This is a genomic window from Streptococcus sp. GS001 (assembly GCF_021595565.1).
In the GTDB taxonomy this organism is placed as follows: Bacteria; Bacillota; Bacilli; order Lactobacillales; family Streptococcaceae; genus Streptococcus; species Streptococcus xiaochunlingii.
Map to the genome: position 1 here is coordinate 23,845 of NZ_JACSYJ010000003.1, position 12,414 is coordinate 36,258.

Consider the following 12,414-nt stretch of genomic DNA (forward strand, 5'->3'; position numbering starts at 1 on the left):
TTTTTATATCTAAGTTTAATTTTCGAATTTTTGATGATTCTTATCATAAAAATCGATCAAGCCAAGCGCAGTTTCAAACGAAATGTTTTTCACTTTTGCACGACCTTGCGCAAGTGCAATGATAGACATTTCACGGGCGTTCGTTTCTTTACTGATACGATAGCCAGTGATCTTTTTATCACGTACCCAACCAACAACTGATTCCACTTTTTCGAAGTTCGATTTAGCCATGATTCTTCTCCTATATTATTATTTCCAATACTAATATAAAATTTTTTGCATATTTTGTCAACCATAATAGCTGAAAATACGAACAATTTTAAAAAAGTCAGATATTTTGTTATTTAGCTTTTAAAGCTGAGAGGATTTGGGTGCGAATGCTCTCTACGCCATCAGGATTAGCTGGTAAGAAGAGGGTATTGGTTCCTTGTTTTTCTGCAAAGTTATTCAAAGTATCCAAATATTGGTTGGTCAAAAGAATCGACATAATCTGTTCTTCTGTCAAATTCACATTGGTGTCTTTCAATTCCTTGATAGAATCTGCTAAACCATCTACAATGGCCTTCCGTTGCTCTGCAATCCCGACCCCGTGAAGGCGATCTTTTTCAGCTTCCGCTTCGGCTGCAGTAACAATTTTAATCTTATCCGCTTCAGCCAATTCTTGGGCAGCCACACGTTTCCGTTGAGCAGCGTTGATCTCATTCATTGACTGCTTGACTTCAGCATCTGGTTCAACCTTGGTAATCAAGGTTTTTACAATGATATACCCGTAGGTTGACATTTCTTCAGCTACTTGTTTTTGAACCTCAAGGGCGATTTCATCCTTTTTCTCAAACAATTCATCCAAGGTCAACTTTGGAACAGATGAGCGCAGAGCATCTTCGATGTAAGATTTGATCTGAGCTTCTGGACGCATCAATTTGTAGTAAGCATCCGTTACATTGTTTTCATTTACACGGTATTGTGTCGCGACATTCATAGTAACGAATACGTTATCTTGTGTCTTAGTTTCGACCACAATCTCGCTTTGCAAGAGACGCAATTGCACACGCGCAGCAATTTTATCGATACCAAATGGTGCACGGACATGAATCCCACTATTGCTGATCTTTTGATAGCGTCCAAAACGCTCAATAATTGCAACAGATTGTTGTTTCACCACATAGAGTGAGCTAATGAATACAGTAGCTCCAACTACTAGAATAGCCAATAGAAAAATCCAAATCATTTCCTGATTCTCCTTTATATTTTATTACTTTTTTAAGTGACTCTTTGTTAAAGAAGCCATCATACCAACATGTTATAGAGGGTTTCATTTCCATTTAGGTTAATGAAAGAAGGGTCAAATTGTTCAATCCGATTGATCAGACCTGCATAGTCATGCTTATCTGCCAAAGCAACCCCAATCAAGACTGGGCCAGTCCCCTTACTTGCTCGTTTGATGTACTCAAACCGCGTGATATCGTCATTTGGTCCTAAGATATCATTTACAAATTCTCGAAGAGCTCCTGGACGTTGCGGGAAGTTGACGATAAAGTAGTGTTTGATACCATCATAGATCAAAGCTCGCTCTTCCATCTCTGGCATCCGGTTAATATCATTGTTCCCCCCAGAAATCACACAGCAAATGGTCTTCCCTTTGATATACTCTCTCAACACTTCTAAGGCTGCAACACTGGCAGCTCCAGCTGGTTCTGCAACCAAGCCTTGCTTAGAATAAAGATCAATCAAGGTCTCAGAGATCAAGCCCTCGTTGACGCCAATCAAGGTCTCAACATTTTTTTTCGTTGCTTCATAAGTCAACTGCCCTACCTTTTGAACAGCAATCCCATCCGCAAACTTATCAATCTGTTTGAGTTTTACCGGGCCTCCAGCTTCAAAGGCTGCCTTCATCGACCGAGCCCCATCTGCTTCAATTCCAATAACCTCGATTTCCGGCGCTTGTTCCTTGATATAGGTAGATACTCCGGCGATGAGGCCACCTCCACCAACTGGTACTAACACTGCATCGAAGTTGATGGATTCTTTTTTAGCTTCCTCTAAAATTTCATAGGCTACAGTTCCTTGACCTGCTTGGACATTGGCATCATCAAATGGATCAATGAAGGTACAGTTTTTAAGTTCAGTATATTCCTGCGCCGCCTTAGAAGAAGCATCAAAAGTATCTCCTACTAATTTAATGGTCACATATTCTCCACCGAAGAAACGAACCTGGCTAATTTTTTGCTGAGGTGTTGTAATCGGCATAAAGATGGTCGCTGGGATTTTCATCTCCCGGCAGGTGTAGGCAACTCCTTGAGCGTGGTTGCCCGCTGAGGCACAGACCACTCCTCGTTCTCTCTCTTTCGCATGTAACTGAGAAATCGCGTAGTAGGCTCCACGAATCTTAAAGGAACGAACCCGTTGCGCATTTTCCTTCTTTAAATAGATTTTTGCTCCATACTTTTCAGATAAATAATGATCATAATCTAAGGGAGTCTCAACAACCACACCCTTTAAGACCTTGTGGGCTTTTATGATATCTTTCGATGTTATCATGGTCTTCCTCTTCTTCTCCTTATTTCATCTAATTATATCAAAAGACTGCAAAAATTTCAGCGTGTTTTCCAAATTTTCAGAAAAATCACCCAAAATGTTCGATATGGCACGTCTCTTCATACAGATTCTGCTAAATGGTTGAAAATACCTTCCAATCCATCTCTGCTATTGATGAAAAAGAAGTTGGGATTTCTCCCAACTTCACCATCACCTCATTAGTTATAGATTTTAAAGGCGTCGTCGTCATTTTTTCCAACGAATGGCATTGCTTTACGCAATTCAGCACCAACTTTTTCGATTTCAAGGTTAGCCGCTTGTTCACGGTAAGCAGTCAATTTTGGACGACCAGCTTTGTAGTCGTTCACAAAGTCGTTGGCGAATTTACCATTTTGGATATCCGCAAGAACGGCTTTCATGTTTTCTTTCACTTGTTCAGTGATCACACGTGGACCTGACACGTAGTCACCGTATTCAGCAGTGTTAGAGATTGATTGACGCATTTTCTTGAATCCACCTTCGTAGATCAAGTCAACGATGAGTTTCATTTCGTGAAGTACTTCAAAGTAAGCCAATTCTGGAGCGTATCCAGCTTCCGTCAAGACTTCAAAACCAGCTTCGATAAGGGCAGTCAAACCACCACAGAGAACGGCTTGTTCACCAAACAAATCTTCTTCAGTTTCTTCTTTATAAGTTGTTTCCAAAAGACCAACGCGTGCTGAACCAACACCTTTACACCAGTCCATGGCGATATCTTTAGCATTTCCTGTAGCATCTTGGTAGACAGCGTAAAGTGCAGGAACACCAAATCCTTCTTCATACGTACGACGTACCAAATGACCAGGTCCTTTAGGCGCACACATGAAGACATCTACATCTGCAGGAACTTTGATGAATTCGAAATGGATGTTGAAACCATGTGCAAATCCAACAGCATTACCAGCTTCCAAGTTTGGAGCAATTTCTGCTTCGTACAATTCTTGTTGGATTTCGTCTGGAGCCAAGATCATGATAACGTCAGCCAATTTAGTTGCTTCTGCTACTGTGTAAGTATCAAAGCCATCTTCTTTTGCTTTATCAAAAGATTTACCTGGACGTACACCGATGATCACATCATGACCTGAGTCACGCAAGTTTTGCGCGTGGGCATGACCCTGTGATCCATAACCGATAACGGCGATTTTTTTACCGTCAAGTGCTGCTACTTTTACATCTTTTTCGTATTCCATTTGAACTGCCATAGTTTTTTCTCTCTTTTCTATTTTTATTGCCTATTAGGCTATTTTAACAAATTTAGGTTGGATTTTAATCGCGGGTAAAGCCAGTTGCACCCGTCCGTGCGACATTTTTAATCCCATAAGGACGAATGACACGCAAGAGAGCTTCGTTCTTCTCTGCATTTCCTGTCATCTGCACGGTGATGGAACTTGGAGCCACGTCTACCACAGTCGCGCGGAAGGGCTGGATAATAGCCAGCAATTCTGCCCGTTTCTCTGCTGGTGCAGAGACCTTGATCAGAATCACTTCACGCTCGAGGTGAGGTTTATCTGTAATGTCTCGGACGCGAATCACATCGACCTGGCGATTGAGTTGCTTGATGATTTGTTCGACTTCATCATGAGATGCAACATCAATGATGATGGTAATCCGCGATACATTCGGATTTTCTGTTGCTCCCACTGAGATGCTCTCAATGTTGACTTGTCGTCTAGACAAGACACCGGTAAAGCGGTTGAGAACCCCAGACCGGTTTTGAAGTTTGGCTGTTAACATTCTACGCATTAAACTTCACCCCCAACATCTCATGATTGCTCTTACCAGCTGGTACCATTGGTAGAACGTGTTCTTTCCGAGAAATGTCAATCTCGATGAACATTGGTACATCTTCGGTAATGACTTCCAAATCCTTCTCAAGGGTTTCGGGATTGTCAAATTTGTAGTTCTTAATCCCATAGGCTTGCGCCATCAATTGGAAGTCTGGCAAGGTTTCAAAGACGGACTCTGATGTTCGTCCATCATAGAAGGCTTCTTGCCACTGCCGAACCATCCCAAGTGAATGGTTATTGAGCATGATGACCTTGATCGGAATCTTGTAAACATTCAAGATTGCCAATTCTTGGTTGGTCATCTGGAAGCCACCATCTCCGACAAAGAGCACGACTTCTTTGTCTGGATTGGCAATCTTAGCACCAATTGCAGCTGGTACACCGAATCCCATAGTCCCTAAACCACCAGAAGTCACTAATTGGCGTTCGTTTTGATATGGGTAGTACTGAGCTGCCCACATTTGGTGTTGGCCAACGTCTGTCACGACGATGGCATCCCCCTTGGTCAACTCACCCACGCGTTCAATAACTGCTTGGGGTTGGACCACGCGTTCTTTCTTATCGTAAGAACGAACCCGGTTCTTATCTTTTGTGACCTTCTCTATCCATTTCTCCGTATTGTTGTGAACGACTGTCTCTGCCAACAACTGTTGTAGAGCTTTCTTCGCATCGCCAACAACGGGAATATCGACTGCAATGATTTTACCAATTTCTGCTGGGTCAATATCAATATGAGCGACTTTGGCATTCTTCGCAAAGGTCTTTGGATTTCCTGTCAGACGGTCATCGAAACGACAGCCAATACTGATCATGAAATCCGCTTCGGTCATGGCAATGTTGGCCGCAAAGGAACCGTGCATCCCACCCATTCCAAGGAAGAGAGGATGGTTTGTCGCAATCGTTCCCTGACCTAAAAGGCTAGTCACTACAGGGATCTGGTAGCGTTCTGCTAGGGCTACCAATTCTTCTGCCGCTTCCGCATAGCTAACGCCACCCCCAGCCAAAAGGACTGGTTTCTTAGCCTTGCCCAATTGCTTCAAGATTTTCTTAATCTGTAATTCATTTGGCTCAATGGTCGGCTGGTAACTTGGAATATCGATTGCTGGGTTGAATATATAATCTGTTTCTAAGGCAGAGACATCTTTTGGAAGGTCAATGACGACAGGACCTGGACGACCAGTTGTCGCAATATGGACCGCTTCAGTAATAATCCGTGGAATATCTGCTGTCTCTCGTACTTGGTAATTGTACTTGGTGATTGGCATGGTAATCCCAACAATATCTGCCTCTTGGAAGGCATCCTTCCCGATACCGGAACGGTTAACCTGTCCAGTAAATACAAGAAGAGGGACACTATCACTCATGGCGTCAGCAATACCTGTAATGGCATTGGTTGCCCCAGGTCCACTAGTGACGACTGCGACACCCAACTTTCCAGTTGATTTGGCGTAGCCTTCCGCTTCATGCAAACACCCTTGTTCATGTCGACCAAGAATGTGTTTGATCCCTTTAAAACTATAAATAGCATCGTAAAGGGGCAAAACCGCTCCACCTGGGTACCCAAAAATGGTATCAATCCCAAGATCTCGAAGCGTTTCTAGCACAAGCTCTGAACCTGTCTTTGCAGTTTCTAAGGTAATTTTCTCCATGTCTCTCCTTTCTGTTTCTTTGATTATCAAATGAGCATGCTACTATCATATCATTTTTGGAAAATATTTCAAGTAAAAATCACAAATTTTCTGAATTTTCTATCCAAATCCGAATAATGAGATATTTCCTGAAAAAAGAACAATCCAATCAAAAAAGTCTCTAGGAATCCTAGAAACTTTGCTTGCTTATAGCCAGCCCCTTTCTTGGGCAATCTTTGCTGCCTCGGTCCGGTTCTCTGCATCCAATTTGGTCAGAATCGCTGACATATAATTGCGGATGGTCCCATTAGAGAGAAATAAACGATCAGCAATTTCTTGGTTGGAAGCTCCTTTGGCGACTTCTTTTAGTACTGCTTGCTCCTGAGAACTTAGAGGATTGGGATGGGTCAAGATTCCCTCCATTAATTCAGGAGAATATTCTTTTTGACCTGCCAAAACGGTATGCAGGGTGCCCATCAAGTCCGTGATGCGGCGTTCTTTTAAGACATAGGCATCGACTCCGGTCTTGAGGGCCCGCTCAAAATAACCCGGTCTCTTAAAGGTGGTAACGATGACAACCTTGAGCTGGGGTTGTTGACTTTTGGCCCATTCCAACACTTCTAGTCCTGTTTTGATAGGCATCTCAATATCTAAAATAGCAATATCAACTGGATGGGTTTCGAGTAAGCGAACAGCTTCTTGCCCGTCTCCAGCCTGCAAGACTTCTTCTACATCCTCTTGCAAAAGCAAGAGCTGACAGAGGGCATCGCGTAACATACTTTGGTCTTCAGCAACTAATAAGCGCATCTTATTTCCTTTCTTGATAGGGGATCCGTATTTCTATGCGGGTTGGCTTGTGACGACGACTGATCTCTAACTCTCCTCCCAATAAGGCAATCCGTTCGCGGATCGAGTGCAGATCCTTATCGGAAACTTTACTAAAGCCGATGCCATTGTCTTCTGCAACCATTTCTACACCTGTCTCGGTGGAGCAATAAGAGAGAAAGGCCTGCGTCGCTTTGGCATGTTTGATCATATTAGTGGCTAATTCCAGAGACACCATGGCCAGAGCAGACTCTAGGATCGGCGAGATGCTAGCTGTATCGAGCTCATTCTGAATCTCCACTTTGACTTGCGCCACTTCTAGCATTTGCTGGACAGTTTCTAGCTCTCTTGTCAGGGTTCGTTGCTTCAAGTTCTCCACAATCTCTCGGACTTGGTGCATGGACTCTTGACTGATAGCTTGAATCTCTTGCACCTGCTCCTGCGCCTTCTCAACCTGACCCAATGCTAAGAATTGATCAGCTAGGTCCGCCTTGACACTGAGCATGGCAAAGGTGTGTCCTAGACTGTCATGCAGATCACGTCCAATCCGATGGCGCTCGTTTTCTGCCAGCAAAAGATTGATCTGGGCATTTTGCTTGGCATGGTCAGCTTTCAACTCTTCCATCATCCGAATCCGAACCATGCCGTAAGTCATGGCATGGGTAAAGAAGAAAATGATGATTAAAAATACCCATTCATACTCCATCGCATTCTGTTTGAAAAAGATAACTCCAAAAAGTAGGAATTGCGATAGAAAAACTGTCCAAAGATAAAGAGAGCGAAAATCGCTAATCTCAAAGTGATAGACTAACAGGTTACTGATGAAGAAATAAAACCAAAAATAGTTGGCGTTAATAAAAAGAGTATTTCCTGCTACATAGGCTAGGAGGTACAGCCAACAAATCCAGATCAGCTTCTTGTTTTCAGTAATCAAGATTCCTAGATAGGAAGCAATAAACAAGAGGGCTAAAAAGAAGTGCCAGTAGGGAACCTCACCCAATAAAATAGAGATAAATGGGAATCCCATAAAGACTAGGCTAGCGTAAAACATATAATGAATACGCTTGAGTTTTTCAATCATGAACGAACCTCAGAATGACGACGATAGACGATGACAAGGGTAAACAAGACCAAGGTAAACAAGATTAAATAGAGACTAGCAAAGCCATTGACCTGCCCCTTATTTAAAAAGTTCTTGATCAGTTCCATCAATTGATAGGTTGGAAGGCATTTGCCAATAGCTTGCATCCATTCTGGAAAGACACTAATCGGCATCCATAGGCCACCCATGACAGCCAGTCCCATATAGAGGAGATTGCCCGCAACCGACATCAATTGACTGGAAGGAAGCAAGGTCAAGACCAGACCGATAGCTACAAAAGCTAGACTTCCTAGGATGAGAAGGAAGGCCGCTAAGACCCAATCCTGTAGAGACATGTTCACATGCCGCACCACATGACCCACGGTAAAGACGACCCCAATGGATAGGAGAAAGTCTACAAAGAGACCCGCAACCTTTATTAGATAATATTCTACCATAGATACCGGGGTATGGCGCAAGACTTTTTGCCAATTGTTGAGTCGATCGGTTTCAAGAACTGTTGGAAAAGAAAAGATAGCCGTAGACATCATAGAAAATGCCGTCATAGAAAGGAGATAATCCCTCATAAAGTGAGTGGGTGCCCCTGGTGTGTCCTGGTACATCCCTGAAAAGAAGAGATAAAAGGCCGTGGGCATCCCAATTGATAACAAGTAATAAATGGCTTGGCGTCTAGTCAAATGCCACTCAACCACGCCGAGAGCTTTCATGCGTTTCATCTTCTCTACCTACTTCCTTTGTATTTTCAAAAATAGAATCCAATAAACTTCGATTGGTCACCTCGATCTCTTGGATCGAACACCCTTCTTCCTGCAATCGCCTCCACAAACGATTGGCATCGCTTGTCACAACCTGAAGGGCATCGGGTTTGACCGTCACTTGACCAATCCCTTCCATCTCGGCCACTAGACCTTGGTAGCGTAGTGGCAGGGTGAAATGTTTTTCTACCTCTTCGCTTCTCATAGCGAGAGGTGTCGTATCCCGAAGCAAATGGCCCTGGTGTAAGACTATGATCCGATCAGCTGTATGCTCTACTTCCTCGATGTAATGGGAAGAATAGACAATAGTCACACCTTGGTCCTTTAAATGCCCGACAATCTCCCAAAAGCGTTGGCGAGTGGACGTATCCATGGCAGCCGTTGGCTCATCCAAGAAAAGCAAACTGGGACGACCAATCAAAGTCAACACAAAGGATAAAAGACGCTTTTGCCCACCAGACAGCTTACTGGCTAATTGCTTCTTTTGTTCTGGAGTAAAACGCAATAAATCATCGATGGCCTTGACCGTTAAAGGGTTGGGATAAATCGAGCGAAAGAAACTGATCAGTTCCTGCACGGTTAGCTTTTGTACGATGGCATTCTCTTGAGGGAGATACGAGACACTAGCCTTTAGTTGAGGATGGCCAGGAGCTTTTCCCTCTACTTCAATAGTTCCAGAAGTCGCCTTCCTATCTCCTAGGAGGCAATCCATCAAGGTTGTTTTCCCAGCTCCGTTTGGCCCAATCAAAGCCAGACAATCCCCTCTCTCGACTGTGAAAGAAAGATCTTCTAGGATCACCTTTCCTTTGATACTTTTGTTCAAGTTCTCTACTCTAATGACACTCATGAGACTCTCCTTTCAACCAGATTTGGCCAGCTGGAATGATGACATAGACGACCAAGGTCACTCCCCAAACCGTTTGGAAAAACCAGCTAGGAAAATGGGCAGAAAACCAGCCCGTCATTATCTCAGTTGCCCAAAGGAGCAAACACAAAACAGCTACCAATCCAATTTCAAATTTCTTTTTCATTGCTCCATCTCCTTTTTAACAGCCTTGACCATTTTTAGACCTTCTTGGACCGCCCAGCTCATGATGCCAATCCCAGCAAATAATTCCCAAGGGAAATGGTAATAGAGACTATCATCCTTTGAAAAGATCAAATAGACGACCATCCCAACCACTGTTAACGTAAACACTTTATAGAACCATTGTTTCATTTTTCCTTACCTCTTACTTTCTGACTTTATTATAGCGAAAGGAATAACAGGCCACTAGATGATTTTGTCACTGGCTGACATGACAAATGTCATGGAAAATAAAAAAAGGCCGGACAAGAGTCCGAACCTATGGTGCTGGGGTTTCTTCTTTGAAACCATGGAGTTTTAATCCTGTGAAAACGGTCGATGCCTTGATGTCTTTCAGGTCACCGATACCAAGATCTTTAAAGTAAGATAGATCTTTAACCTTGTCCCAATCAATGGTTTCCATATCAACAGAGACTGTTGAGGCTAATTTTTTCTCTGGAGTGACCTTATATTCGATACTGAAGCCAGCTGTGTCTTTCAGAGCCTTGTATTCTGAATCTGACTGCAAACCTTCATTGATAATTTTTGTCATTTCTTCAGGACTTAGATTAGCTGAATTAGTGGCGATTTTTTCTGGTAGGGCCGATAAAACATCTAACTTTAATTTCTGAACCTTATCACCTTTTGTCGTGATGGTGTAGCGATGTTGATTGCCATTGATTTCTGCAGTGAGAACCTTGGTTTCTTCCTTTGCCTCACTGGTAACAGTTTCACTTTTTTCTATCGAAGTAGTGGTTGAGCTTTTTGATGTTTCTGTGGACTGGGACTTAGTAGCACACCCCGTCATCACCAAAAGCAAAGCTCCTAAAAAGCAGATTACCTTTTTCATTTGCTTTTTTCTCCTATTTCTATTTTTCTAAAGTATAACATATCAAATAAAAATTGTCTAAAAACACCTATCTAATCGCTTTCATAAAGCTTTTTTTTATCAAAAAAGGGCCAAAAAATCATTTTTTGGCTCTTTTTCCTGCTATTTTTGAAATTTTTTGATTATTCAACGCTAAACAAATATGGGTAAACTGGTTGATTTCCTTGATGAATTTCGACTTCGACGTCTTCATATTTAGCCATCAAGTTTTGAGCCAAGTCATTAGCTACTTCTTCTTTACCATCTTCACCGATATAAATCGTGACAATTTCACTATCTTCGTCCAACATCTTGTCAAAGGTTGCTGTCAAGGTTTCCATCATATCTGGATTGGAAACGACGATCTTACCATCAACCATTCCAAGATTGTCGTTTTCATGGATTTCAAGACCATCAATAGTGGTATCACGAACAGCTGTCGTCACACTACCAGACACAACATCTTCCAATGAAGCGCTCATGCGTTCGTAGTTTTCTTCGATCGACTTGCTCTCATCAAAGGCAAGAAGACTGGTCAATCCTTGAGGGATGGTCTTCGTCTCAACAACTGCTGCAGGTTGTTCAATGACTTCTGCTGCAGATTGAGCCGCCATCAAGATGTTCTTGTTGTTTGGCAAGATAATGATGTTGCGTGCATTCAACTCTTCAACAGCTTTGACAAAGTCTTCTGTTGAAGGGTTCATAGTTTGACCACCAGAGATGATGTAATCCACTCCTTGCGCTTTGAAGATATCCGCTAAACCATCACCCGCAACGACTGCAATAATCGCATATTCTTTTGCTTCAGCTGGTTTCGCTTGACGTTCTTCTTTTTCAACTTGTGCTTCGTGCTGGTTGCGCATGTTGTCCACTTTTACTTTGACCAAGCTACCATATTTCAATCCTTCTTGCATGACAAGACCCGGATCTTCAGTATGGACGTGGACCTTGACGATTTCGTCATCGTTGACGACTAATAGAGAATCCCCAAGATTGTTCAAATAGTTACGGAATTCGTCGTAGTCAAAGTCTTTGACATAGGTTGGACCTTGTTTCAAAGCGACCATGATCTCTGTACAGTAACCAAAGGTGATATCTTCGGTTGCCACATGGCCCGCTACGGACTTGTGGTGCTCTGCGTTGATCATTTCTGACATGGTTGCTGGAGTAGCCACAAATTCTTCAGAAGCAATGAATTCTCCTGTCAAAGCTGATAGGAATCCTTCATAGATGAAGACCAAACCTTGACCACCAGAGTCCACCACACCGACTTCCTTCAATACTGGAAGCATATCTGGTGTTTTGGCAAGGGCTGTTTTAGCTCCTTCAAGGGCTGCACGCATGACTTCAACCGCATCATTGGTTGATTCTGCCTTTTTCTTGGCACCAATAGCAGCACCACGAGAAACAGTCAAAATCGTTCCTTCGACAGGCTTCATAACCGCTTTATAGGCTACTTCAACCCCTGCTTGGAAGGCTGCCGCAAGAGCTGCACCATCCAATTCATCCTTATCTTTGACACTTTGAGAAAATCCGCGGAACAACTGTGAGGTAATCACTCCTGAGTTTCCACGCGCTCCCATCAAAAGACCCTTAGCAAAGATATTTGCTGCTTCACCAACAGTTGAAGCAGAGCGATCGGCTACTTCTTTTGCACCATTTTCAATGGTCATTCCCATATTGGTTCCAGTATCACCATCTGGCACAGGAAAAACGTTCAACGAATTGACATACTCGGCTTGTTTATTTAAGCGAGTAGCCCCTGCTTGGACCATTTCTTGAAATAAACTAGTTGTAATTTTTGACACG

General features: G+C 42.9%; 14 protein-coding genes. All 14 read right to left on the reverse strand.

What is annotated here, in order from left to right; translation table 11 throughout:
* Positions 1–15: 15 nt before the first annotated feature.
* Positions 16–231, reverse strand: a complete 216-nt coding sequence (locus H8S88_RS06890; RefSeq protein WP_006594972.1) for a capsule biosynthesis transcriptional regulator — start codon at positions 229–231, stop codon at positions 16–18.
* A gap of 109 nt (positions 232–340) precedes the next feature.
* On the reverse strand, positions 341–1,228 hold the full coding sequence (locus H8S88_RS06895; protein ID WP_048788758.1) for an SPFH domain-containing protein: 888 nt from the start codon (positions 1,226–1,228) through the stop codon (positions 341–343).
* 59 nt (positions 1,229–1,287) lie between these two features.
* Complete coding sequence (gene ilvA, locus H8S88_RS06900; RefSeq protein WP_125335820.1) at positions 1,288–2,538, reverse strand: threonine ammonia-lyase IlvA; 1,251 nt, start codon at positions 2,536–2,538, stop codon at positions 1,288–1,290.
* A 215-nt stretch (positions 2,539–2,753) separates the two neighbouring features.
* Positions 2,754–3,776, reverse strand: coding sequence for a ketol-acid reductoisomerase (gene ilvC, locus H8S88_RS06905; protein WP_023027688.1), 1,023 nt, complete (start codon positions 3,774–3,776; stop codon positions 2,754–2,756).
* 64 nt (positions 3,777–3,840) lie between these two features.
* Complete coding sequence (ilvN, locus tag H8S88_RS06910; protein ID WP_006594976.1) at positions 3,841–4,317, reverse strand: acetolactate synthase small subunit; 477 nt, start codon at positions 4,315–4,317, stop codon at positions 3,841–3,843.
* Positions 4,310–6,010 carry an acetolactate synthase large subunit gene (locus H8S88_RS06915; protein WP_125335818.1) on the reverse strand — a complete coding sequence of 567 codons (1,701 nt, stop codon included), beginning with the start codon at positions 6,008–6,010 and terminating at the stop codon, positions 4,310–4,312. Before H8S88_RS06915 ends, ilvN begins: the two co-directional genes overlap by 8 nt.
* Before the next feature lie 186 nt (positions 6,011–6,196).
* A complete protein-coding gene (locus tag H8S88_RS06920) occupies positions 6,197–6,796 on the reverse strand; it encodes a response regulator transcription factor (protein ID WP_236128212.1) in 600 nt (199 codons plus the stop codon).
* A 1-nt stretch (position 6,797) separates the two neighbouring features.
* Complete coding sequence (locus H8S88_RS06925; RefSeq protein ID WP_125335814.1) at positions 6,798–7,895, reverse strand: sensor histidine kinase; 1,098 nt, start codon at positions 7,893–7,895, stop codon at positions 6,798–6,800.
* Complete coding sequence (locus H8S88_RS06930) at positions 7,892–8,632, reverse strand: ABC transporter permease (RefSeq protein WP_125335812.1); 741 nt, start codon at positions 8,630–8,632, stop codon at positions 7,892–7,894. Before H8S88_RS06930 ends, H8S88_RS06925 begins: the two co-directional genes overlap by 4 nt.
* Positions 8,601–9,518: an ABC transporter ATP-binding protein gene (locus H8S88_RS06935; protein WP_125335810.1), complete on the reverse strand. Its 918-nt coding sequence runs from the start codon at positions 9,516–9,518 to the stop codon at positions 8,601–8,603. Before H8S88_RS06935 ends, H8S88_RS06930 begins: the two co-directional genes overlap by 32 nt.
* A complete protein-coding gene (locus tag H8S88_RS06940) occupies positions 9,505–9,702 on the reverse strand; it encodes a hypothetical protein (protein WP_123159968.1) in 198 nt (65 codons plus the stop codon). Before H8S88_RS06940 ends, H8S88_RS06935 begins: the two co-directional genes overlap by 14 nt.
* Positions 9,699–9,890: a hypothetical protein gene (locus H8S88_RS06945; RefSeq protein ID WP_023027681.1), complete on the reverse strand. Its 192-nt coding sequence runs from the start codon at positions 9,888–9,890 to the stop codon at positions 9,699–9,701. Before H8S88_RS06945 ends, H8S88_RS06940 begins: the two co-directional genes overlap by 4 nt.
* A 127-nt stretch (positions 9,891–10,017) precedes the next feature.
* A complete protein-coding gene (locus H8S88_RS06950; RefSeq protein ID WP_048691478.1) occupies positions 10,018–10,587 on the reverse strand; it encodes an SP0191 family lipoprotein in 570 nt (189 codons plus the stop codon).
* A 161-nt stretch (positions 10,588–10,748) separates the two neighbouring features.
* Entirely contained in the window at positions 10,749–12,413 is a 1,665-nt protein-coding gene (locus H8S88_RS06955; protein ID WP_048691480.1) for a DAK2 domain-containing protein, read from the reverse strand.
* Position 12,414 lies beyond the last annotated feature (1 nt).